The following is a 23797-nucleotide window of genomic DNA, read 5'->3' on the forward strand; positions in this document are numbered from 1 at the left end:
GTACAGCCCAGCAGGCCGGACAGGCCGATAACATAAAGTAAAATGCGGCACCAGTGTATAATTACGGGTCCTTGTTATTAATGCTTCAGCGTTTAAAACCAATCCTGAAGCCACCCCAGTGTTTACCGTTAACGAAAATGGGAACTGATAAATCGTGTAATATTTCGCCGGTATCGCGCTTGTAAGTTTGCAACAGCATGGCTTCGGTATTACTGCCACAGCGACTACCGGTGCGATCTGCGAAAATCCGTTTGCTGCGATTAGCCAGCAAGTCTCTATTATAGTCGCCACTGAGTGGTTGGCTGAATTTTTTATTATGAGTTGGGAAATAGCCTTTGCGGTCGACGGCTCCCGCGTATAGCACCTGGCTGTGCCGGTTGAGAATAGGCTCCTGCACCTGCCCAAAGACCTGGTCGGTATAGCTGTCGTAAGCCGTGTGAAATTTCTGCGGGTTGGTATTGGCAATAGGCTGGTATTCTTTAGCAAACAGTTGTTGTTCAGTGAATTTGCCACTGCTGATGCCTTGCTGCAGTAAACTGCCAATCGCTTCGGCAGCTTGTTTCGCCTCTGCCAGAATAGGGCTGTAAAAGCTCTGATGTTCCAGCTGACTCAGCTCGCGGTATATGCTTTCAGTTTCCATCGACAAATCAATAGCCTGGTTGGCGATGCTGCTGCCTTTCTGTTCTATCGCGTTCAGGCCGCTGCTGACATTGCTGATCGCCTGCGTGATAGCCGTACTGGTTTGAGCCAGCCGGCTGCCGGCGCTCTCAAGCTGGCTACTGGCTGCTGCGGCCTGACCTATTTCACTGTTAATCCGGGTAAAGCCGGTTGTGACTTGCTGTAACTGTTGCTGAACCTCGCTGCTTTTGGCTACCAGTAGGCTCATCTGATCGGCAGTCTGGCCACTTTGTTGCCGGATCTCTGCCAGCATTTTTGCAATGTCGGCGGTGGCACCAGAGGTTTTACTGGCCAGCGCCCGCACTTCCTCTGCAACCACGGCAAAACCACGACCCTGCTCGCCGGCCCGCGCTGCTTCAATAGCGGCATTCAGGGCCAGTAAGTTGGTTTGGTCGGCCACGTTATTGATCACCTCAGTTATCCGTTGAATATTATCAGCAGAGTTACGCAGTTGCTCCAGTTCTTTGGCAGAATGACTGACTGAACTGGCCAGCTGTTCCAGACTGTTTACGCTACTGTCAAGTTGTTGATCAGCCTGCTGACAGGCGCTGGCCGTTTGCTGAATACTTTTATTCAGCGTTTGCAAGCTGTCATTCAGCTGGCTGCCGGTATGACTTAACTCACTGCTGTTATCAGCAATCTGGCTGCTGTGCTGGGCACTAAGTTTAATGTCATTGTTCAGGCTATCGATAAAATAGGACACTTCTGCCGAGCCAATGGCCAGCTTCGAGGTCGATATTTCAATTTTGCTGATATCGAGTTCAGGCTGCCGGGGAGCGGCTGGGGCAGCGTTGGCTGCAAATCGGTTCCGGGTGTAATGCAGCAAGCTAAAATAGCCTGCAAGTACCAAAACCAGCACAATACTGCTTACTATGCTGGCACTGCTTAGCCAGTAGCCAGCAAGCAGCACAAGCAGTAATCCAAAATTTACTAACCAAAGCAACATATTAACTCCAGAATATGCACTATTATTAAAACCACTATGGCAGAAATAAGTGGCCGGTAAAGTATTACCGGCGGGGCTGAGACTAAAGTCTAGGATGTTTTTTGTACTAATTAGTTGATGTCCGTCAAAACCACAGTGCATGTTAACCAGTATTATAATAACTACTAAATGCAGGAGAGTAAGCTATGAGCAACTTCAATCGTCGTACCTTTTTTAAAGTATCTGCTGGCACCATCATCGGCCTGACCGCTGGCGGTATCAGTTTAAGTGCGTTGGCAGCAGAGCAGCTTAAACTGGATGATCCTCTGGCCGCCGCGATGAAATACACCCATAAATCGGAAGTTGAAGGTCAGAATTGTGCTAATTGTAACCTGGTGCAGGGAGAAGATGGTCAGAAATGGCGGCCTTGCGCGATCTTTCCGGGTAAACTGGTTGCCAGTGAAGGCTGGTGTGCAGCATGGGTGAAAAAAGTCGCTGCCTGATCCCGGCCGCAACAAAGCCAACGGCCCGCGGGCCGTAGGCTATGTCAGGTAGTCAGGGTAGTTTTAAATGTCGGCCGCCATCGAGCGCCAACACCCTGCCGGTGATGTACTCGCTGTTCAGCAAATATACAATACTTTGCAATACTTCATCCGGGCCCGGTGCTACGGCCATTAGCGATTTTGCCAGCGCTTTCTGACGATAGGCTGCATCATCGCCCTCGTTAAACATCAATAGTGCGGGCGCTATGGCATTAACCTTGACGTCCGGTGCCAACTGGCGGGCCAGTGATAGCGTCAGGTTTTCCAGGGCAGCTTTTGAAGCTGCATAAGCCTGATGTTTGCTGCTGCCCACGCTGGCAACAAAATCAGTTAAATGAATGATGTCGGCGCCGGTGGTGCTGGCAAGTAACTTTGGTAATAATGCGCGGTTCAGCAAGTAGGGCGCCCGGGCGTGGATATGCTGCATGGCATCGAAGATGGCTGCGTCCTGTTGCAACTGGTCGTGCAGCGCAGGTGCCGTTACCGCCTGCGGTACGGGCAAATCCGCTTGCCAGCTAGAAGCATTGTGAATAATAGCCCGAATGGCCGGATAAGGTGCCAGTGCGTCAATAAACTCAGCCATACTGGCCAGCTGGCTGAAGTCGGCCGCGACACAATGGGCTCCGGCTTGTTGTAGTGCTGCAATACCGCTAGTCATTTTGCGGTAGCTTACCAGCAGCTGATAGCCTTGTTGTAGCAAAGCAGTCGCGCAGTGCAAACCAACCCGTTGGCCTGCCCCGGTAACAACGATAAGGCCTTTTGCAGAAGATGTGTGATTCATAAGCAACTTATACTACTAAGCGAAAACAGGCTATACGCAGCAAAGTTTAATCAGGTTTTGCTTTTCTCGCCTCATTCATTAATTCGGCGCTGACATATCCCAGAAAGTCCGTTTCAGGTAACGGTCTGGCCCAGTAAAAGCCCTGACCCTCGTCACAGCCTAGCAGCGCCAGCTGCGCGGCGGTGGCGCTGTCTTCGATACCCTCTGCCACGGTTTTCAGCCCCAGACTTTTACTCATCTGAATAATAGCCCGCACCAGCGGTTCATCACGCTGAGATACACAAAGTGACATAATAAACGACTTATCAATTTTCAGCCGGCTGGCGTTAAACCGGCGTAAATAGCCCAGGTTTGAGTAACCAGTGCCAAAGTCATCAATTGAAAAACGAATACCCAGTTGGTGCAACGCAGCTAGTTGCTGGGCAATATTGTCGCCTTCACCAATTAACAGCGATTCAGTTAATTCCATTTCCAGTGCATGGGCTGGCAGTGCAGCGGCGCTAAGCGCTTGTTGAACCTGTTGCTCCAGTTTACCATCCCGAAACTGGACGTAGGATAAATTCACCGCGATAGTTAAACTATAGCCTTGCTGCTGCCAGCGGCTGCACGCCAGGCAAGCTTGTTGTAAGACCCATTCACCAATTTCAACAATCAGGCCACTGCTTTCTGCCAGCGGAATAAATTCATCCGGGGCAATCATACTGCCATCGGCCTGCGGCCAGCGTAGTAGCGCTTCGGCGCCAATAACTTTCTGGTCGCAGAGCTGCAGTTTGGGCTGAAAATACAACTGAAACTCGTTGTTCTTTAATGCCTTGCGCATCAGCTTTAACAGGTTAAATTTGTCGATGCTGGCTTTGTTTAATTCGTCGTGATAAAAGCGATACACATTGCGACCATCGGCTTTTGCCTGAAACATGGCCATATCGGCATGTTTGCATATTTCACTGAATTCATTGCCATCCTCCGGCGCGACAGCGATGCCCACTGAGCCGGAGATTTCTATCTGATTTTGCATAATAAAAAATGGTGCTGTGGTTTGTTGCAGTAAGGCACTGGCTTTTGCGGCCAGTGCTTCGTTGCTGGCAAAGCCGGGTACCAGCAATAAAAATTCATCGCCGCCAAAACGACACAATATATCGTGTTCACTCAGCAGATTTTCCAGCCGCCGGGCCAGTTGCTGTAGCAGTAAATCGCCGGCAGCATGACCTAATGCATCATTTACTGGCTTAAAGTTATCTAAGTCGAGAAATATGACTGCCAGCCGTTGCGCATTGTTCAGGCATTCGCCATATAAGCGCTGGAAATGTTGCTGACAATATACCCGGTTAGGCAGGGCAGTAAGCGGGTCATGTAACGCCAGATGCTCAATATGCGCCTGGCTTTGTTTTACCCGGTGGTTTTCGCTTTGCAGCGAATGCATAAGGCGCTGCTGATCCCGGTACAACAAATACACACAGCCGCCGGTAACCATAAGAATCGCGCCTGTAAATACAAAGTGAGCGGCACTGATCGCTGGAATAACCGGCTGGACAATGCCACTGATCGCCAGATAGGTCAGCACCGCGCAGAATGCCAGCATAAAGCTGATTAACGAGAAAAACAGCCGGCTGTTGCCCAGCATTGCCGCAAAAACCAGCACGCCAGGATACCCCAGCAGCGCCAGATCACGAATGCCGCCTGAAATAAAAGCCAGAGCGGACAACATCAGACACATGGCCCATAACAGGATGTAGGTAGCCGCAACAATCTGACGCTGATACGCCAGCAGGGCCGCTAAAGCAAGGGCAAAGCAGCCGCCAAGCAATACCCACTTAGTGGTACCGCCTGCCACCGCAACCGCTAAAACCAGACCAAACAAGGTAAGGCCGGTTATTTGCAGTAAGCGTTTGGTACGCAGCTTTTGGAGCTGATTGGGTTGGCTGACAATGACAGTTTCTGTGAGTACTGGGTTATCCGGCATTAACGTCGATACTACAAATTTATCGGGTTACATTACTGTAGTCGCATTTTTTATGTTGCGCGAATTGCCGGTAGGATTTATTGCAGCGGTTGCTAGGGCGTGTTGACGTTTGGTGGTTGTTTTTGCAGCTGAGTGGCTGGTATTTATACAAGGCAGAGCTTGTGATGTGTAGTAATTCTACATGAGCAAGCGATAACGCAGTAGAAATGCCAGCCATACGCTGCCCGTAGGGTTCGTCTGGCGACGTTTTGCTCTTTGTCACTCGTCGCTTATTTAGAATAACTAAACGGCGTTCCTTGTTTCGCGATCAAAACGTCGCCAGAGCGAACAAAATCTAACCAGCAAACGTCAACACGCCCTAATTGAGCACGGTTTGCTGGCAGCCGCGGGCTAATGTTATCGCCTGACCTGTGGGGCTGCGTCATCATCTCTGGTTATTTTCGGCAACATGGCGGAAATAAATACCGTGACGATCAGCATAACAGTGGCAACCCACAAACAGCTTATCAGGCCTGAAGTTTGATACAGCCAGCCTGATAGTACCGTACCCAGTAACCGGCCCATCGCGTTGGCCATATAGTAAAAACCAACGTCCATCGATACGCCATCACTTTTGGCATAGCTGACTATTAAATAGCTGTGGACAGCTGAATTAATAGCAAAAACTGCCCCAAACAGCAGTAAGCCACCTAACAGTGCCAGTTCGATTTGCCAGTTGGCCGTTAGCGTGATGGCAATCAACCCTGGGATCGTGCAAAGTAGTAACGCCCACAGGGTCACGGTTTTGCCATCCGGTATTTTGCTCTTGCCCAGCAGCAGTGGAGCGAGACTCTGGATACCGCCATAACCGATGACCCATAGCGCTAAAAAACCGCCGACAGTCCAGTGATCCCAACCCAGCTGGCTGGCTAAAAATAGCGGCAGGGCAATAACAAACCAGACATCCCGGGCGCCAAACAGTAGCATGCGGGCAGCGGACAAAATATTGATGGCCCGGCTTTTTGACAGCATTTCACTGAATTTTGGTTTGGCGCTGCTTCTGCCTAAATCCTGCTTTAACTTTAATAAGCTTAATATCCAGACCAGCAACAGCATTATGACCATACACAAGATAGCAAGCTGAAAACCAAACAAGCTCAGTAATAAGCCACCAATAAAGAATCCCAGGCCCTTCAAAGCGTTTTTAGAACCGGTCAGCAAGGCGACCCACTTAAACAATGTGCCCTGCGCCTCGCCGGCAACCAGCATTTTAATGCTGCTTTTCGCGCTCATTTTGTTTAAGTCTTTAGCAATGCCCGATAAAGCCTGGGCTGCCATGACCCAGGGTACCAATAAATATTCAGCGGGCAACAGCAACATTGACAGCGCGACAATTTGCAGGAACAAGCCAATGTTCATGGTTTTATTTAAACCAATTCGTGCGCCCAACCAGCCACCCACCAGGTTGGTAATGACGCCGAAAACTTCATAAAACAAAAACAGCATGGCAATGCTCAGGCCGCTGTAACCCAGGCTATAAAAATGCAGTACTACCAGCATCCGCAGCGCACCATCGGTCAGGGTAAAGGCCCAGTAGTTGCCTGTTACCAGTAAATACTGGCGTACTGCCGGTGAGAGTGTCGCCAATCCCATAATTAAGCCTGGTCCTGCAATCCGACCATTTTTGTCAGTTCGACCGTGCGGTTAGCGTAGCCCCACTCATTGTCGTACCAGGCATAAATTTTTACCTGGGTGCCGTTAATTACCATAGTGCTCAGGGCATCAATAATGCTGGAGCGCGGGTCGGTTTTATAATCAATAGATACCAATGGCCGGGTTTCATAGCCCAGAATATCCTTAAGCTCGCCCTCTGCGGCAACCTTAAACATGGCATTCACTTCTTCTGCTGTCGTCGCGCGTTCAACTTCAAATACGCAGTCAGTTAACGAGGCGTTGGTTAGTGGCACCCTTACTGCATGGCCATTCAGGCGACCTTTTAACTCGGGAAATATTTCGACAATAGCAGTGGCTGAGCCGGTAGTGGTGGGAATTAAACTACTGCCACAAGCGCGGGCCCGGCGTAAGTCTTTGTGTGGGGTGTCCATAATGCTCTGGGTGTTGGTTAAATCGTGAATAGTAGTAATTGAGCCATGCTTAATCCCCAGCTGCTGGTGAATAACTTTTACCACCGGAGCCAGACAATTCGTGGTGCAGCTGGCTGCTGTCACAATCTGATGTTTGTTCTTATCATACAGCTGATGATTTACGCCCATAACGACATTCAACGCCCCGGCTTCTTTTACCGGTGCACTAACCACCACCCGTTTTATGCCCTGTTTCAGGTAATCCTGTAATACGGCAACGGTTTTCATTTTGCCAGAGGCTTCAATGACTACGTCGCAGTCAGACCAGTCGGTATCGCTAATGGCTTTATTGTGGCTAACCTTAATGGTTTTACCCTCGATCACAATAGTGTTGCCTTCAGCGTTGGCATTGTGGTGCCAAATCCCGTGGACCGAGTCAAAATTCAGCAGGTGGGCATGGGTGGCAGCGTCAGCGGCCGGGTCGTTAATCTGCACGAATTCCAGCTCGGGCCAGTCGAAGGCGGCGCGCAGCGCCAAACGGCCAATCCGGCCAAAACCGTTAATACCAACTTTTATGCTCATGTTGCTTTCCTTCTAAATGTTAGCAGCAGCCTTGCGCAGCAGGCCGGTCTGAAACCAGAGTGAGGTGTTGCTGGCAAGGCGCCAGATAGGGCTGGTTGGCCAGCAGTGTTTGTTGCAGTACCTGCTGTGCCCATTCAGGCAGCTGTGGGTGCAGCGAATAAAATACCCACTGGCCGCTACGTCGATCTGCCAGGATATTGGCATTGCGCAGCTGCGCTAAATGACGGGAAATTTTTGGCTGGCTTTGTTCAAGCGCCGTCATCAGTTCACAGACACACAGTTCTCGCTGCTGAGTAATTAACAGCAAGCATTTTAAGCGAGTGTCATCGGCAAGTGCCTTATAAAATACCAGAGGTGACAACATAGGCGAGAAAACCAGGTGGCTAAAATATTCGAATAATCATATATTCATTTATCCATATGTCAAGTAGCCGTTAAGAAAGACGTTAGTGCTACGCTGCGCTTTACCGTCACCCGTGGCAGCGTTAAGATGCCGCAATATTAAGGTTGTCACAGGAAAAAGGTGATGGCAGATAGCAGCTCAAAAGGGGCCGACAACAGCCAGGCCGGTTTCAGTGCTGAAATGGCCCAGGCCCGGCAGCGCTTGCACGCAGTAAGCAATATGGCGTTGCAGCAGTTTGAACAGGCAGTGAACGCATATCAGAGCAATGATAGGCGGCAGGCACAGCAAGTGCTAAATCAGTTGCAGCGCGCTCAGGATTTCGAGGTGGTAATGGATGATCATTGTCTTGATATGTTAAGTCACACATCCAGTGACCGTGATTTAAGACTGGTGTTGGCGCTGTTAAAAGCGATAAGTGACATTGAACAGATTTGCAATCAGAACGTCCAGATTGCCCAGCAGGCATTGCTAAATTCAGCAAATACCCCCACAGCAAAGCAAATGACCGCCATTGCGACCCTGGCCGAACCGGTTGGACGGATGCTGGCTTTAGCTCTTACAGCACTGCAGCAGCAAAGCGCTGTACTGGCCGAACAGGCGATCAGTCTGGCTGCAACGGTAAATCGATGCTACGGCGCCATTTTGCGTAGCAATCTGACTGATAACAGCGATCGGGCTGCGCAGGTCGATACGGCATTAGGCGTGAACTGGGCTGCCAGAGCACTGGAGCGCATTGCTGAGCACAGCACCAATCTGGCGCAGCAGGCTATATTTATGAGCAGAGTCAGCAGTGGTCAGTCATCGAGGGTTGAACTGCAACCGCGGCGTCCCCGCTGAGGTCTATTCAGGGTTAAAAATGACATTTAACAAATATATAAAATAGGTGACGTTATTATGACAGTCTACTTATTGTTGAAACTTTAAAAATGCCTTATAAAACAACAACATAAAAAAATATAAAAATATTTCAAACCGTCACTAAACTGTAATAAAAATATGCTAGACAGCCGGCATTGTCCTGACTATAGTCTGGGTAAGACGTAGCAGGAGTACAGCAATGAAAATGAATAACAAACACCTAGTAACAGCGTTGGCAGCAATAGCTATTATCGGTTTAAGCGGTTGCTCCAGCCTGAGCAAACAGCAATACACTTATGTGGTTGATAACGACCGCCTGACTGAAGCAAACAGCTTAACCCGCACTTCACCCCATACGGGTCATGTGGTGTGGTTAAACCCGCCGACTAAAAGAGTGGCGGTAAGCAAAGACGAAAAATAAGCCCGCTGGCTTAACAGTAAAACCCACCTGGCAGGTGGGTTTTTTTATGTCTCAGGCCTGTGTCATTAATTCGTCATTCAACTGAGGTATCCTCAGCCGGTAAACTCTGTCAGCTGTCTGAGATACCACTATGTTGTCTAACCTCACTATTTCCCAACGAATTGTAATACTCGGCCTGCTACCGTTACTGCTGCTGGCTTTTGTGCTGGTGGCAAGTTTCTGGGCAGCCCAAACTAAAGATAAATTATTTCATCAATTGTACGATCAGCATCTGGTGATTTTGTCTGATGTAATGAGTGCACAGAAACTATTGCAGCAACAGGGGCTAATTGAGATCCGCAAGTATCGTACCGGTTGGGCTTCGGCGGACAATACCCGGACAACAGTGTTGGCGCAGTTGGGTCAGGCAGAGCAGCACTGGCAGGACTTTTCGGCAAAACGGCCGCAGCTGGAGGACGAACAGGGTTATCAGGCACTGGACGAGGCATTTGCCGGAGCTATAAAGCAGTATCAGGAGTGGCTGGCTTTTGCCGGTAGTGACGCACTGTTGGTGCGTATTCTAAATGAGTCGACGATAAATGCTGAAATAGAAAAGCGGATAACCCTTTTTACTGATTTGGCCGACGCTTTTATTCAGCAGCAAATTGCTGCTGCGGCTGCGGTAAGGGATAAGTCAGTTAATTTTACCGACAAGTTAGTTAATGGATACCTGTTTGGTGGTTTGTTACTGACCATAGCGATAGCCGGGCTGGTGTTTGCTATTCAGCGTTCTGTCTCGTTGCCATTAAATGGATTACAACGGCTGGTGCTGCAAGTCGCGCAGCAATCTGATTTGCGATTACGGGCCAATGATCAGGGTAAAGATGAAATTGCCCGGGCAGCCAGGGCGCTGAATACCATGTTGCAGGCTTTTGCAGAACTTATCCGTAACCTGGCAAGTAGTGCTGTCGCGTTAAATGAGCAATCAGAACAGGTGTCAGCGGTTAGTGACGAGGTGAGCAGTGGGTCTGCCCGGCAAACCGGACAGGTAAGTCAGGTTGCTGCAGCTATTGAACAGATGAGCATGGCAATTCGCCAGGTTGCGGAAAATGGCCGTAGCGCTGCCAGTCGTGCGCAGCAGGCCGAGCAATTTAGCCATGATGGTAGTCTGGTTGCGGCCAGTAGTATGGCAACAACCGAGCAACTGGAGCAGAAATTGCTGCAGGCCAGTCACGTGATCAGCCAGTTGCAGCAGGATAGTACCCAGATATCCAGGGTGCTGGAAGTGATCCGGAAAATCTCTGAGCAAACCAATTTGCTGGCACTTAATGCGGCGATAGAAGCGGCCAGAGCCGGTGAAGCGGGCCGGGGGTTTTCTGTGGTGGCTGATGAAGTTAGGATGTTGTCGGCTAATACCCGGCAAGCGACAGAATCTATCCGCAGCATGATAACGCAATTACAGCAACAAGCTGATTCTGCAGTAGTGGCCATGGAGCAGGCGGCAGCGCAGGCCAGCGAGAGCGTCGGGCAAGCACGTCAGACTGATCAGATGTTCCGGCAAATTGCCACTGCGGTAAAACATATAGTGCAGTTAAATGCTGAAATTTCGGTGGCGACAGATGAACAGCAACAGGTGGCCACTGCTATTGCCGATAGCATTACCCTGCTAAATGATGATATCCGCCAGCTGAACATAGAGGCCGGGCGCTCGTCTGATGCCAGTGAGCAATTGCATAGACTGGCTAAACACTTGTCTGACGGTTGTCAGGCATTTAAGGTATAGCCAGGCCAGGCAGTTAGCGACAAGGTAAATTATGCTGAACATGAAGAGTTGGCGCTTAATCTAGCTGTCATAATACTGCAATAAAAGTATCGCATAATGGTCTACATTAAATGTATATCTTTAGCCGAGGGTCTATCAAATGAAAATGAATAAGCTTACCAAACTGATTGTTGCTTCAGCCGTCAGCCTGGCGTTTGCAGGGCAAGCGCATGCCAATCGTGATACCGTGCAGGTAGCGGGTTCATCAACAGTACTGCCTTTTGCCTCTATTGCGGCCGAAGAGTTTGGCAATAACTTTGCGCAGTTCCGGACGCCGGTAGTGGGCTCGGGTGGCTCATCAGGTGGTCTGCGTCAATTCTGTCAGGGCGTGGGCACTAATACTATCGATATTGCTAACGCATCACGGGCAATTCGCCCGGCGGAAGTTGCTGCCTGTAAAGAAAATGGCGTCAAACAAATAATCGAAGTTAAGATTGGTTACGATGGCATTGTATTTGCCTCGCGCATCGACGCCGGCATTTTCAAGTTAAAACCTGAACATGTGTTCCTGGCCCAGGCTGCGCAAGTACCACAGAATGGTAAAATGGTAGCGAACCCTTATACCAATTGGCAGCAAATTGATAAGTCGTTGCCAGATCAGGCCATTTTACTGGCTATTCCGGGTTCAAATCACGGCACCCGTGAAGTTTACGAAGAAAAAGTAATTTTAGATGGTTGTAAAACCTTCGCAGAAGTACAGGCATTACCAAAAGCAGAGCAAAATAACTTTTGTTTAGCGATGCGTACCGATGGCAGCGTGGTGGAAATTGCCGGTGATTATACGGAAACTCTGGCCAGGCTGCAGGCTCAGAAAAATGCCCTTGGGGTATTTGGCCTGAGTTTCTATGAAGCCAACCGCGACCGGATTAAAGTGGCGACAGTAAATGATATTGAACCGACCGTTGATAATATTATCGACGGTGTGTACCCGGTGTCACGGCCACTGTTCTTCTATGTAAAAGGTGAGCATCTTGGGGTTATTCCGGGCTTAAAAGAGTTTGCTGAGTACTTTGTCTCAGATGCTGCGTCAGGTTTTGGCAGCCCGCTGGAAGCGGCAGGCTTAATTCCGCTGGATGATGATGAAAGAGCGACTATACTGGCCAATATTCGGGCAAAAAAATCGCTGTAACGGCTGAAGTAATGATAAAGTAACGAAGAGGGCCGGATGGTCCTCTTTTTTATTTCAGTAATGTGACAGTGGTTGTAATAAAACTGCAATATGGACGCGTTAAGCTTGCGCGGCTTATTATAGAAGTATGTCCCCTGTGGGATAATCCGGATTGGCGAATGGAGCAAGCATGAGTAATTTTTCGTTAATTGTACTGCTGCTGGCGTTGATGGCGGTCGGCTATCAGCTTGGCATGGTGCGCAGTCGCAAGGTGGCGACAGTTAACCCGCAGCAAAAAATGCACTCCAGGCCGCATCATTACGGCATGATGGTTGGCTTGTGGGCGGTTATTCCTGCTTTCTTTATTTTGGTGCTGTGGACCCTACTGTCACCCGGCGTGATCAGTAATATGGTTGCCGCCCAGTTGCCTGAGCAAGCGCTGGCCGCAGAGGGCATGAATGCCGATGTTATTATGCGCCGCATCAGTAACCTGGCTGCCAATTTTGGCGTAGTGGCTGAAGCGGAGCAATGGGAGTTGGCGGCAGCAGCCTACATGCAGCAGCTAAAAAGCAGCAGCGCCTTACTGTTAACCGGCCTGATAGCAGCGATAGCCGCAGCAGGTTTGTTTTTCAGTTATAAACGCATTCAACCGCAATTGCGCGCCCGGCATCAGATTGAGCGCACCGTTAAAGCCGTGCTGATTATCTGCTCTACGGTGGCTATTTTAACCACTATTGGCATCGTGCTGTCGATGGTGGGAGAAACTTTTAAGTTCTTCAGCTTTATTCCGCCGGCAGATTTTTTCTTCGGTACCACCTGGAACCCCCGCTTTTCGACAACAGGCGTCAGTGAAGGCTCACTGACCGGGAGTCAGGGCAGTTTTGGTTTGTTACCGCTGTTATCAGGTACTATGCTGGTGGCGGTTATTGCCCTGCTAGTGGCTATTCCACTGGGGCTGATGGTTGCTATTTATCTGGCGGAATATGCCCCGGCTAAATTCCGGGCTACCGCTAAGCCCGTTATTGAAGTGCTGGCCGGTATTCCCACTATAGTATATGGTTTTTTTGCGCTGGTGACGGTAGGGCCCTTTCTGGCTGATTTTGGCGCCAGTATCGGCCTGACGATCCGGGCGACATCTGCTCTGACTGCTGGGGTGGTAATGGGCATTATGATTATTCCTTTTATCTCTTCCCTGTCTGATGACATTATCACTCAGGTGCCGAAAGCCTTGCGTGATGCCTCGCTCGGGCTGGGCGCAACCAAGTCTGAAACCGTGCGTAAAGTAGTGCTGCCTGCGGCATTACCCGGTATTGTTGGTGCCATTCTACTGGCCGCCAGCCGGGCAATTGGCGAAACCATGATCGTCGTACTGGCTGCCGGTAACAGCCCGACGCTGACCGCGAACCCCTTTGAGGCGGTATCAACCGTTACCGTGACTATCGTCAATCAGTTAACCGGCGACAATGACTTTGCCAGTCCGCAGTCACTGGTGGCCTTTGCGCTGGGTTTAACGTTATTTGTTATTACCCTGCTGCTGAACGTAGTGGCACTGGTGATCGTGCGTAAATACCGGGAACAATACGAGTAACTTATGACTGAGATGAATATGAACCCAGCGAAAGAACCAGCAGCAGCTAACCCTGCGCCGCTGAGTAAAACCCAGCAAAAAGTTGCAGCATCGCTTAATCGGCGCCATCGCCAGGAAAAGGTGTTCAAAAGTATTGGTCTGGGCGCGGTGTTAATCAGCCTGACCCTGGTAGCTATTTTGTTTATCAATATCTTCGCCAAGGGCTTACCCGCGTTCTGGCAATCGGCCATAACCCTGGATATTTACTTTGACCCGGAAATTATCCAAATCAGTGATAAACCGGTGCAGCAGCCGGATGAGACTGAAAATGCGTTCCGGCAACGCTACGTTGAATGGCGGTCGGAAGTGGGAATGGTCAACTTTAACCGGTTAATTCTGGACGGCCTTTATAAGGTGATACCAGAAGCATCAGAGCGCCAAAATCGGCGTCATGCCGCACGACTTGTGACCTCTGGTGAGCGCTATGCCCTGCGCGATATGGTTATTGATAATCCGGCCATTATTGGCCAGACCAAAACCGTACACTTGCTAACCGATGCGAATATCGATGTCTGGTTAAAAGGCAACATTGACCGTAGCCTGCCAGACTCGCAACAGCAGCTGAGCCCGAAAGTACGGGAGTGGGTAACGATGCTGTCTGAGCAGGGTATTATTGAAAACCGCTTCAGCTTCGCCTTGTTTATGAACCCGGATTCGCGTAGTTCACTGGCCTCAGCCGGTCTGGCCGGCGCCTTTATGGGCTCGCTGTATATGATGCTGGTGGTGATCTTTCTGGCTGTGCCGATGGGCGTTGCAGCCGCTATTTATCTGGAAGAATTTGCTCCCAAGAACAAAATTACCGATTTGGTCGAAGTGAATATCAATAACCTGGCGGCGGTGCCGTCCATTGTATTTGGTTTGCTTGGGGCGGCGGTATTTATTGGCTGGTTCAACCTGCCTATTTCGGCGCCCATTGTCGGCGGTCTGGTATTAAGCTTAATGACATTACCCACCGTTATTATCGCCACCCGTTCCACCCTGAAAGCCATACCACCGTCTATCCGTCAGGCTGCACTGGGCCTTGGCGCGTCGAAGATGCAGGCAATTTTCCACCATGTATTACCACTGGCGGTACCAGGCATTCTGACCGGCGCTATTCTGGGCGTCGCCCAGGCGCTTGGGGAGGCAGCGCCACTGTTACTTATTGGTATGAAATCCTTTGTGGCTCAGGTGCCAACCGGGCCGTTTGAGCAGTCAACGGCGTTACCGGTGCAAATTTTCCTGTGGCAGGGTAACGAGCTGCGCAACTTTTTTGAAGCCCGGACCTCTGCCGCTATTATCGTACTGCTGGCGTTAATGTTGTCGTTAAACGCGCTGGCAATATGGCTGCGTAAAAAGTATGAGAAACGCTGGTAAGCGTTGCGGCTAAACCGTGCTGCCAGCATAAGATAACTATTCCGGTAACGCCCGGGAGAGTAACTGAACAAATTTTAAAATTAACCGAACACGATGTAACCTTACACGGTGTAATTAAGGCGGATTTAGCGATGACAGCAATTGAGACCAACAGCAGCGGCAAGGTAAAAATGACAGCCCGCGACGTCAAAGTGTTTTACGGCGACAATGAAGCAATTCATGGCGTTAACCTTGATGTTATTGAAAATGAAGTTATCGCTTTTATCGGCCCGTCAGGCTGTGGCAAGTCAACGTTTTTGCGCTGTCTGAACCGGATGAACGATACGATTGATATCTGCCGGGTGACTGGCAGCATTAAAATGGATGGTCGCGATATTTATGACCCGTCGCTGGACGTGGTGCAGCTGCGGGCGCAGGTAGGGATGGTATTCCAGAAGCCAAACCCGTTTCCAAAATCAATCTATGAAAATATTGCCTATGGCCCCCGCCTGCACGGCCTGGCCAGCCGTAAATCCGAATTAGACGATGTGGTGGAGTCGAGTTTACGCCGGGCAGGTTTATGGAATGAAGTCAAAGACCGCTTAGACCAGCCTGGCACCGGCTTATCAGGTGGTCAGCAGCAGCGGCTATGCATTGCCCGTAGTATCGCGGTCAGTCCGGATGTTATTTTAATGGATGAGCCTTGCTCGGCACTGGATCCTATCGCTACCTCAATTATTGAAGAACTGATCGATGAGCTGAAGCAAAACTTTACCATCGTTATTGTTACCCATAATATGCAGCAGGCGGCACGGGTATCAGACCGCACTGCGTTTTTCCATCTGGGTGATTTAATCGAAATTGGTGCCACCAACGAAGTCTTTACCAACCCGAAGAATAAAAGAACCGAGGACTATATTACTGGTCGTTATGGTTAAGCCTGGGGTAACCCCTCTCTAGTAAAAAAAGGAGCTGCGGCTCCTTTTTTTATGGCTATTTGCAATTAAAGCTGGCTATCTGCTTAATTTGATAAATACTTTTGCTTAAATATAGCGGCATTTTAGTTGCGGTAAGTCATAAAAGCATCATTTAAAAGTCATAAAAGTGCCACTTTGTCATCTAACTGTCATAAAATGGCAATATTATAGCGGCCGTCAAGAAGTGTGGTGATGAGTGCGGCAGCAGTTATCAGAGCAGAACTAACTCAGGTGCAGAATATGAAAAGATCAGCGGTAGTAGTAGCAATGGCATTGGCAGCGGCGACAACAGTGCAGGCCGATCCGGTAACGGTGTATGGTCAGTTAAATGTCTCAGCCCAGTCCAGCGATGAAGGCGAAGGCCGCTTTTCTGAGTTAAAGAGCAACAGTTCACGCTTTGGTTTAACAGGTGATTTTGCACTGGATAACGGTTTAACACTGGTGTATCAGGTAGAGTGGGGCGTAGACCTGGCTGATGTTGGGGATGGTGATAACATTACCTCACGTAACCAGTATATTGGTTTAAAAGGCCATTTCGGTGAAGTACGGCTGGGCCGGCATGATACGGCGTTAAAAGATGCCCAGGGCAAAATTGATTTGTTCAGCGACTATGAAGCAGACGTAAAGAATTTATGGCGCGGTGAAGTGCGGGCCAGCGATTCTGTAACCTATTACACCCCAACGTTTAATGGCTTTGGTGTGCACTTAACCTACGTTATGGAAGACGCGGCAGATGCTGAAGACGCGTTCTCTGCAGCAGTCTATTATGGTGATGACAGCCTGAAAGACAGTAATTTCTACGCTGCTATTGCCGTCGATTCTGATGTGGCTGGGTTTGATGCGATGCGGGCCCATGCTCAGACAAAAGTATCAGGCGTGAAACTGGGTGCTATGTATCATACCCAGGAAAATATTGTCAGCGGCCTGGAGCAGGATGGCTGGTTAGTCAGCGCAGCTTACCCGCTGGGTAAAACCGAGTTAAAAGCCCAGTATCAGACACTGGAAGATGACGACGCAGTCAGTGTTGGTGTTGATTATAAAGCCGGTAAAAATACTACTTTGTTTGCCTGGTACAGTAGCTTTAATCTGGACCTGGCAGCGCCGGACCGCGATTACCTGGCCGTCGGCATCAAACACAAGTTTTAAGCTGTTGCCAATAAAAACGCCGGTCAGTGACCGGCGTTTTTGTTTTTGCACTATAGCCAGTTGCTGGCTTAGTACTTGTAAGAAAAGCTTAAGCTGTAGCTCTGGCCTTCAGTGCGCTGTTGCAGAATTTCGCCCTGCTGCAATATTTCCACTTCTTCATCCAGTAAGTTTTTCAGGCCTACTTTTACTGTCATGTTCTCCAGCGGCGTATAGCCGTAGGTGAAATCCAGGGAGTGAAATGGCTGCTCAAATGCATCGTCTTTATCATTTACGCCAGCAAACGCAATCCGCTTACCAAAAACGTTATAGGTAAGCGTAGCGTTGTGTTTATTGTCGTCAGAGTCAAAACCAAGCTGCAGGTTAGTGACATACTTGGAATGGCCACTTAAGCCCCGCGTCAGGTTAGTTAAATCAGCACCCGGGAACGGCTGAATGCTAATTTCAGACTCGCTGACGGTCAGGTTACCTGCCACAAAGAAGTTATTGGCAAGTTTACCAAACTCACCGCTAAACATGTCCAGCTGCTGCAGGAATTCTGCTTCCGCACCATACACCTTGCCACTTTGAGCATTACGGAATGACATCAGCAAGTTACCGTCAGAGCCCGACAATTCAATGGCTTCAATCGGGTTTTCCAGATCTTTATAGAACAGACCAAGGCTGTAATTACTGCTGTCGTAATACCATTCTAAGCGGGCATCAAAGCTGCTGATGTCGGTGCTTTTCAGGCCGGCAAAACCGGTTACTTTAAAGTCGGTTAACGGGTCAACGTACAATACCGGAGTTACTTCGCGTAAGTCGGGGCGCACCACCGTTTTACTGTAACCAAAGCGGGCCTGCAGGTCATCATTAACAAACCAGGTTAGTGACAACGCCGGGTAAAAACCGTCTTCCAATAGCACGGAATCAGTTACGTTGCCACTGACTTGGCCATCAGCAGTGAGTGGCAATGAAATCTGCTTGAAGTCTTCATAACGCACGCCAATGTTTAACCGCAACAGATAATCGTAGTTAATTTCCACGGCACCGTAGCCGGCATCAATCATTTGCGCAGCCAGGTAATCGTCGGCCTGGGTGGTGACGTTAGAAATTTTAAAGCGGTTCGCCGGGTTTAAAATATTGCTGTCAGAGAAAATCTCTGAAAAGCTGCCTGACAGTTGTTCAAGACTGTAACCTACCGTATCAAAGTTAAAGCGATCGGTCTGGGCATTACGGCTGCGTTCAAAATAGCTGTAACCACCACTGAAGGTCATCTCTGCTTTGCCCAGGGTCAGCGGTAACTTGGCGTTCCAGCTGAGGTTTTCAGTGTTATCTTTCATATCACTGAAGCTGTAGTTTACGGCATTCTGATTGCGACGCAGGAACGAAAATACCGAGCCATCATCCTGGGTTTCGTTCAGATAACGATACTCAATTTCACCTGGCGCGTTGCGCCGTGCCTTGGCATCGGTGTATTGCCAGTCTACTGCTAAATCCATCAAGTACGGAAAGTTGTGCTTACCCCGTAGCTGATTGCTCAGCATGGTGCGCTCTTCATACAAGATACTGGTATCGGTATTAGAACGGTTAGTTTCGTTAATGGTTTCGATACTGTCGCCGTTTTTAATCTTAATTTCGTCTTTGGTGTCGCTCAGATAAATGGTCGAGGTTTCCAACCGGTGGTCGATACCCAGCTCTAAACCGAAGTTCAGCATGCCCGATAATTTCACCTGATGTTCGGTGCCTTTAATATCGTCATAGCGGTTCAGTGGCACCAGGTTGTCACCTGATACTGAATAATAGCGCTCGCGCTCTTCGATATTCTGGGTTGAGCGGTCATAGCTGAGGCCAGTCATCACGCCGAAAACCACATTTTTGGCCAGATCAAAACGACTACCAAAAGAGGCACTGGCGTCGAAATCAGGTTTTACGGAGGTTGAGCTGATATCGATATCACGGTTAAACGCTGTGCCCAGTTCGCGTACTATAGTCTCCGCCTGCGCCAGGTTAGGGGCCGTAATGCCACCTAACGCTTCAGCGATATTAATCGGCGTTAAAATACCATACTGCTGTTGGGCGCTGGCCAGTTCTGCTGACATGCTGCGCTGACCATCGTCTTTGCCGCGCCAGTCATCACCGCCACCGGCATACTCAAAACCGTCGTCACTGTTCAGACTGTTATAACCGGTACCTATCGACAGGTTAAAACTGGTTTGCAGGGGGATAGCAGTCGTGCGGATATTAACATTACCGCCACCAAAAGCCGCTGGCAGCTCTGGTGAGTAGGCTTTTTGTACTACTAAACTTTCAATAATACCGGCCGGAAACATGTCCAGCGGAATAACGTTACGGGTCGGATCCGGGCTTGGCACCATGGCACCATTCAGTAAGGTACTGGAGTAACGCTCGCCCAAACCACGAACATAAATAAACTTGTCTTTTACCAGGGTTAAACCGGTAACCCGGCGCAAGGCTGCTGCAGCGTTACTGTCACCAGCCCGGGAAATTTGCTCCATGCCAAGCACTTCCGCGACATAGGGTTGCTCGCGACGTTCTGCTGCAGCTGAGGCAGCAGAGCTCATCAGACGGCCGGATACAGAAATACGTTCAACGTCTTCTTCATTTTGGGTTGCTGCCGCTGGTGTTTCCTGAGCGACTGCACTCAGCGAAACCAGGGCGGTTGCCGTGCTAAGGGCCAGCAAGACACTGCGGCCAACACGACTGAAATTAAACTTTTGCATGCTGCTCATCTGAACTTGTCCTATCAGCTTTTACTGTTACATCTGTGTTGCACTGAACTAACTAAGGAGCAGGCTCAATGCGATGGAATAAAAAAACACTGCCAGGCTAAGCTGGCAGTGTTTGCTGCTGTTAGTCTTCTAAACCAACGGTCCAGCCAGCTGTCCAGTCATTACCGGCTTCAACCGCACCGACGAAGTCAACTGCATCAAAGAAGCTGTCAACGGCTGACATGTCTTTGGCTACGGTGGCATCAATGGTGAAGATACCGTCTACAACTGCAGCCTGGTTAGCCGCTACGCTGTTGCTTTCCTGGCCTAAGAACCAATCTTCTGTGCTGAGAGTGGCACCAACATCACCAGCAAACGGCTCGCTACAGGCAATGACAGAGTGGGTCATGGTTAGCTCACCGCTGGCCGCTAAGGCTTTGGTTTCGTCAGAATTAAACTCTAAACATTCACCCATACCCTCCGGTCCGGTGATAACAAAGTTGGCCAGTTGGGCATTCGTACCCGCGCGCAGCAGTACACCCTCTGAATCATCGTCGCCATCGAAGTTATTACCAATAATGGTCATGTTAGCGATAGTTGGGTTTGATACCGGGGTAGCGGTGAAGTTACCAGACTGGTTGTCTGCCTCGATACCACGGTTAGATTTAGAGTCGTCAGCACCGTGCTTAACCAGCACAAACTGCAGTTTACCGTTCCAGCCGTCAGCCCAGTCCACTGAGTCGTCGCCATTGGCGGTTAACACTACGTTTTTACAACTAACGCTACCGCCGAACATTTCGATACCGTCATCTACGTTCTGGTGAACCTGGATATTTGAGCACTGAGTACCTGAACCGACACCAGCAAAGGTGATACCGTTTAATTCGTTATCCGGGATAACTTCAAAACCAGCATGTTTCACTACGACATAGTTTAAGGTACCGCTGTTATCTTCTGCATCTGCACCACCGTAAGGGCCGGCTTCGCCTTCTGCCTGAATTTCACAGCTGGCTAAGTCAGCCTGGTCGCATTTATTGCTTGGCGCGTTACCCAGCAATACTAAACCGCCCCATTGGCCGGCAGCCGTTGGTGAGCCGATAATGTCCTGCACTGACGTCATGACGATAGGGTTGGCAGCAGTACCGTTGGCTTCAATTTTTGAACCGCGGGTAATAACCAGGAAGTCAGCACCTGATTTGCCGTATATCCGCACGCCCGGCTCAATGCTTAAGGTCGCGGCAGTGGTGTTATCGACCCCAATCCGTACCCGTCCATCCAGTACATAATCTGCACCGGCCGCCAGGGTTACGTTAGCGGTAATGTCACCGGTTAACTGGCAGTTTAAACGGCCAGACAAACTATTCACTTCGCTGGTGCCGGTAGGGCAGGCGGCGAGGTCATCTTCCGGGTGAATGCCGACTGTCCAGCCGACAGTCCAGTCTTCTTCGCCATCGAAGGCACCGATGTAATCAACATTATCAAACCAGCTGTCAACGTTGTTGGCGACGTTATAACCGTTGCCCAGCGCAGGTGAGTTTGGTGCCGGGATATAACCACCTAACAAGGCATCGCCAATCAGGTTACCAGGCTGCGCCAGGAACCAGGCCTCAGCATCAAAGGTAACGTTGCCTGCATCGTCTTCAGTGTCTTTAGTAGGCTCTGCGCAGTCCAGGATAGAGTTGCGGAAGATAATTTCGCCATTACCGGCGTTGGTTACTGACTCAGCAGAGTTAATTTCAAAACACTCACCCATACCTGCCGGGCCAGTAACAATAAAGTTGTACAGCTCGCCAGCGGTGCCAGCGCGCAGTAATACGCCTTCTGAGTCATCTTCGCCATCGAAGTTGTTACCGATAATGGTCATGTTGGCAATGCGTGGCTTCGATACCGGCTCAGCAGTAAAGTTACCTGACTGGTTGTCAGCTTCAATACCACGGTTACCTTTAGTATCGTTCGGATTATGGCGCACCAGCACGTGCTGCATCCGGCCACTCCAGCCATCAGCCCAGTCTAACGAGTCATCACGGTTGCCGGTTAACACCACATATTTGGCATCAACGGTACCGCCGAAAAATTCGACACCGTCATCCAGGTTGTTGTGCACCTGAATATATTCTACTTCTGTACCGCGGCCGACACCGGCAAAAGTAATACCGTTTAATTCGTTATCCGGAATAACTTCAAAACCGGCATAACGTACTTGCACATAGCGCAGCGCGCCGCTGTCGTCATCTTCATCGGCACCGCCATATGGGCCGGCTTCGCCTTCTGCCTGAATTTCACAGCTATCCAGAGCCGCCTGATCACATTTATTGCTGGGCGCATTACCCAATAATACTAAGCCACCCCATTCAGCGGTGGACTCATCGTCTGACAAGCCCAGCATGTCATTAACTGAGGTCATTACGATTGGCGCGTCGACCGTGCCGACTGCCTGGATTTTTGAGCCGCGGGCGATAACCAGATAATCTGCACCGCTTTTACCATAAACAAAGGTACCCGGCTCGATAGTCAGGGTAGCGCTGTCAGCATTGTCGTTACCGACGGTGACTTTACCGCTTAACGACCAGGCTATGTCATTACTCAGTCGGGTGTCACTGGTAATGGTACCGCTGATTTCACAAACCGGCAGGTCAACACCGGCCAGGCTGTCACCTTCAGTCGCAAACGACGGACAGTCTGACGTAACTGGTGGTGGGTTACCACCGCCGCCACCACCGTTGCCGTTATCATTGCCACCAGCATTAACTACCAAGTCGCCACCACAGCCGGCCAGTATTAATGCTGACGCTATTGCGCTTAGTTTTAACAGTTTGCGTAAAGCCATTACCATCTCTCCGTTGAGTTGTTATAGGTGTTGCCAATCAAGTTGCTGGCACCCTACAGCAGGCGAATGACGCTTTTATTACAGTAATGCGACGCTTGAGTGACAGTGACGGCGGGCGATGGCAGGCCGCGGTGCGGCAGTCTGGCTGTCAAAAAAAATTCATTTTACTGTCATGCAATTGCGGGTGGCCTGAGGTTTTAATATTGTGATAATTGTTATTTACATGTTGTATTGAACGGCAGCTACGGCCTGAACAAAGATTAACCTCGTGTTTTCATAAAAATGTCATAAACTGCAGTAATACTAGGTGGCAGAGACAGTTAGAACCGTCCGGATAAAATACCGGCTAACAGAATGTGGTGAACCTTATGGCAAGAAAGATCCTGGTGGTGGAAGATGAAGCCCCGATCCGCGATATGTTGTGTTTTGTATTGGAGCAAAATGGCTATCAGGCAATTACTGCCGAAGATTTCCCCAGCGCAGTCAACCAGCTGATAGAGCCTTATCCGGATTTAGTATTACTGGACTGGATGATCCCCGGTGGCAGTGGCATTCAGTTTGCCAAAAAGATGAAACAACACGAGCTGACCCGCAATATTCCGATCATTATGATTACCGCCCGCGGTGAAGAAGAAGACAAAGTACGCGGCCTGGAAGTGGGCGCGGATGATTATGTCACTAAACCATTCTCTCCGAAGGAACTGATGGCCCGGATTAAAGCGGTGATCCGCCGGGTCTCGCCAACCAGTCTGGATGAAGTAATTGAAGTACAAGGGCTGAAACTTGATCCGGTGGCACACCGGGTCATGGCTCAGCAGCAGCCATTGGATATGGGCCCGACTGAGTTTCGGCTACTGCATTTCTTTATGACCCACCAGGAGCGGGTTTATAGCCGTGAACAGCTGCTGGACCATGTCTGGGGCACCAATGTTTATGTCGAAGACCGCACCGTCGATGTCCATATTCGTCGGTTGCGTAAAGCGATTTCTATCGCAGGGCATGATAAGCTGGTACAAACTGTGCGGGGCTCAGGCTATCGCTTTTCTGCTAAGTAG

General features: G+C 49.8%; 18 protein-coding genes. 10 read left to right on the forward strand and 8 right to left on the reverse strand.

Translation table 11 applies throughout. From position 1 onward, the window contains the following. Positions 1-85 precede the first annotated feature (85 nt). Complete coding sequence (locus KG631_RS18055; protein ID WP_301003995.1) at positions 86-1624, reverse strand: methyl-accepting chemotaxis protein; 1539 nt, start codon at positions 1622-1624, stop codon at positions 86-88. A 185-nt stretch (positions 1625-1809) separates the two neighbouring features. Here KG631_RS18055 and KG631_RS18060 point away from each other — a divergent pair, with 185 nt between their 5' ends. Further along, complete coding sequence (locus KG631_RS18060) at positions 1810-2106, forward strand: high-potential iron-sulfur protein (RefSeq protein ID WP_214001052.1); 297 nt, start codon at positions 1810-1812, stop codon at positions 2104-2106. A gap of 52 nt (positions 2107-2158) precedes the next feature. Here KG631_RS18060 and folM read toward each other — a convergent pair whose 3' ends face one another. The 5 genes from folM to KG631_RS18085 all read right to left on the reverse strand — a co-directional run bounded on the left by folM (position 2159) and on the right by KG631_RS18085 (position 7895). After that, positions 2159-2926, reverse strand: coding sequence for a dihydromonapterin reductase (gene folM, locus KG631_RS18065; RefSeq protein ID WP_214001053.1), 768 nt, complete (start codon positions 2924-2926; stop codon positions 2159-2161). 46 nt (positions 2927-2972) lie between these two features. Further along, complete coding sequence (locus KG631_RS18070) at positions 2973-4886, reverse strand: GGDEF domain-containing phosphodiesterase (protein ID WP_214001054.1); 1914 nt, start codon at positions 4884-4886, stop codon at positions 2973-2975. A gap of 396 nt (positions 4887-5282) precedes the next feature. Next, the gene (gene arsJ / locus KG631_RS18075) at positions 5283-6518 is read right to left on the reverse strand and encodes an organoarsenical effux MFS transporter ArsJ (protein WP_214001055.1); all 1236 of its coding nucleotides are present in this window, start codon (positions 6516-6518) and stop codon (positions 5283-5285) included. Between the two features lie 2 nt (positions 6519-6520). Continuing rightward, positions 6521-7531 (reverse strand): ArsJ-associated glyceraldehyde-3-phosphate dehydrogenase, encoded by a 1011-nt coding sequence (locus KG631_RS18080; protein ID WP_214001056.1) that lies wholly within the window; start codon positions 7529-7531, stop codon positions 6521-6523. 19 nt (positions 7532-7550) lie between these two features. Next, positions 7551-7895 (reverse strand): metalloregulator ArsR/SmtB family transcription factor, encoded by a 345-nt coding sequence (locus tag KG631_RS18085; protein WP_214001057.1) that lies wholly within the window; start codon positions 7893-7895, stop codon positions 7551-7553. A gap of 162 nt (positions 7896-8057) precedes the next feature. Here KG631_RS18085 and KG631_RS18090 point away from each other — a divergent pair, with 162 nt between their 5' ends. The 8 genes from KG631_RS18090 to KG631_RS18125 all read left to right on the forward strand — a co-directional run bounded on the left by KG631_RS18090 (position 8058) and on the right by KG631_RS18125 (position 17207). Beyond that, positions 8058-8771, forward strand: coding sequence for a PhoU domain-containing protein (locus KG631_RS18090; RefSeq protein ID WP_214001058.1), 714 nt, complete (start codon positions 8058-8060; stop codon positions 8769-8771). Between the two features lie 220 nt (positions 8772-8991). Beyond that, positions 8992-9213: a hypothetical protein gene (locus KG631_RS18095; protein WP_214001059.1), complete on the forward strand. Its 222-nt coding sequence runs from the start codon at positions 8992-8994 to the stop codon at positions 9211-9213. Positions 9214-9343: 130 nt separating this feature from the next. Next, positions 9344-10975, forward strand: a complete 1632-nt coding sequence (locus KG631_RS18100) for a methyl-accepting chemotaxis protein (protein WP_214001060.1) — start codon at positions 9344-9346, stop codon at positions 10973-10975. A gap of 139 nt (positions 10976-11114) precedes the next feature. Further along, positions 11115-12143, forward strand: coding sequence for a substrate-binding domain-containing protein (locus KG631_RS18105; RefSeq protein ID WP_214001061.1), 1029 nt, complete (start codon positions 11115-11117; stop codon positions 12141-12143). Positions 12144-12312: 169 nt separating this feature from the next. Further along, positions 12313-13710 carry a phosphate ABC transporter permease subunit PstC gene (pstC, locus tag KG631_RS18110; protein WP_214001062.1) on the forward strand — a complete coding sequence of 466 codons (1398 nt, stop codon included), beginning with the start codon at positions 12313-12315 and terminating at the stop codon, positions 13708-13710. A gap of 18 nt (positions 13711-13728) precedes the next feature. Continuing rightward, complete coding sequence (gene pstA / locus KG631_RS18115; RefSeq protein WP_214001063.1) at positions 13729-15105, forward strand: phosphate ABC transporter permease PstA; 1377 nt, start codon at positions 13729-13731, stop codon at positions 15103-15105. 131 nt (positions 15106-15236) lie between these two features. Continuing rightward, positions 15237-16022, forward strand: a complete 786-nt coding sequence (gene pstB / locus KG631_RS18120; RefSeq protein WP_214001064.1) for a phosphate ABC transporter ATP-binding protein PstB — start codon at positions 15237-15239, stop codon at positions 16020-16022. A gap of 279 nt (positions 16023-16301) precedes the next feature. Further along, positions 16302-17207 (forward strand): porin, encoded by a 906-nt coding sequence (locus tag KG631_RS18125; protein WP_214001065.1) that lies wholly within the window; start codon positions 16302-16304, stop codon positions 17205-17207. 68 nt (positions 17208-17275) lie between these two features. On the opposite strand, the gene KG631_RS18130 is transcribed toward KG631_RS18125, so the two are convergent. Next, positions 17276-19936: a TonB-dependent receptor gene (locus KG631_RS18130; RefSeq protein ID WP_214001066.1), complete on the reverse strand. Its 2661-nt coding sequence runs from the start codon at positions 19934-19936 to the stop codon at positions 17276-17278. Between the two features lie 121 nt (positions 19937-20057). Next, positions 20058-22742: a hypothetical protein gene (locus KG631_RS18135; protein WP_214001067.1), complete on the reverse strand. Its 2685-nt coding sequence runs from the start codon at positions 22740-22742 to the stop codon at positions 20058-20060. Positions 22743-23110: 368 nt separating this feature from the next. Between KG631_RS18135 and phoB the strand changes: the two genes are divergently transcribed. Next, positions 23111-23797 carry a phosphate regulon transcriptional regulator PhoB gene (gene phoB, locus KG631_RS18140; RefSeq protein WP_214001068.1) on the forward strand — a complete coding sequence of 229 codons (687 nt, stop codon included), beginning with the start codon at positions 23111-23113 and terminating at the stop codon, positions 23795-23797.

It is taken from the genome of Arsukibacterium sp. (assembly GCF_018402695.1).
Classification (GTDB): domain Bacteria; phylum Pseudomonadota; class Gammaproteobacteria; order Enterobacterales; family Alteromonadaceae; genus Alishewanella.

Coding starts and splice junctions, on each gene's coding strand:
- KG631_RS18055 (WP_301003995.1), bottom strand. CDS start 1,624: ATGTTGCTTTGGTTAGTAAATTTTGGATTACTGCTTGTGCTGCTTGCT.
- KG631_RS18060 (WP_214001052.1), top strand. CDS start 1,810: ATGAGCAACTTCAATCGTCGTACCTTTTTTAAAGTATCTGCTGGCACC.
- folM (WP_214001053.1), bottom strand. CDS start 2,926: ATGAATCACACATCTTCTGCAAAAGGCCTTATCGTTGTTACCGGGGCA.
- KG631_RS18070 (WP_214001054.1), bottom strand. CDS start 4,886: ATGCCGGATAACCCAGTACTCACAGAAACTGTCATTGTCAGCCAACCC.
- arsJ (WP_214001055.1), bottom strand. CDS start 6,518: ATGGGATTGGCGACACTCTCACCGGCAGTACGCCAGTATTTACTGGTA.
- KG631_RS18080 (WP_214001056.1), bottom strand. CDS start 7,531: ATGAGCATAAAAGTTGGTATTAACGGTTTTGGCCGGATTGGCCGTTTG.
- KG631_RS18085 (WP_214001057.1), bottom strand. CDS start 7,895: ATGTTGTCACCTCTGGTATTTTATAAGGCACTTGCCGATGACACTCGC.
- KG631_RS18090 (WP_214001058.1), top strand. CDS start 8,058: ATGGCAGATAGCAGCTCAAAAGGGGCCGACAACAGCCAGGCCGGTTTC.
- KG631_RS18095 (WP_214001059.1), top strand. CDS start 8,992: ATGAAAATGAATAACAAACACCTAGTAACAGCGTTGGCAGCAATAGCT.
- KG631_RS18100 (WP_214001060.1), top strand. CDS start 9,344: ATGTTGTCTAACCTCACTATTTCCCAACGAATTGTAATACTCGGCCTG.
- KG631_RS18105 (WP_214001061.1), top strand. CDS start 11,115: ATGAAAATGAATAAGCTTACCAAACTGATTGTTGCTTCAGCCGTCAGC.
- pstC (WP_214001062.1), top strand. CDS start 12,313: ATGAGTAATTTTTCGTTAATTGTACTGCTGCTGGCGTTGATGGCGGTC.
- pstA (WP_214001063.1), top strand. CDS start 13,729: ATGAACCCAGCGAAAGAACCAGCAGCAGCTAACCCTGCGCCGCTGAGT.
- pstB (WP_214001064.1), top strand. CDS start 15,237: ATGACAGCAATTGAGACCAACAGCAGCGGCAAGGTAAAAATGACAGCC.
- KG631_RS18125 (WP_214001065.1), top strand. CDS start 16,302: ATGAAAAGATCAGCGGTAGTAGTAGCAATGGCATTGGCAGCGGCGACA.
- KG631_RS18130 (WP_214001066.1), bottom strand. CDS start 19,936: ATGAGCAGCATGCAAAAGTTTAATTTCAGTCGTGTTGGCCGCAGTGTC.
- KG631_RS18135 (WP_214001067.1), bottom strand. CDS start 22,742: ATGGCTTTACGCAAACTGTTAAAACTAAGCGCAATAGCGTCAGCATTA.
- phoB (WP_214001068.1), top strand. CDS start 23,111: ATGGCAAGAAAGATCCTGGTGGTGGAAGATGAAGCCCCGATCCGCGAT.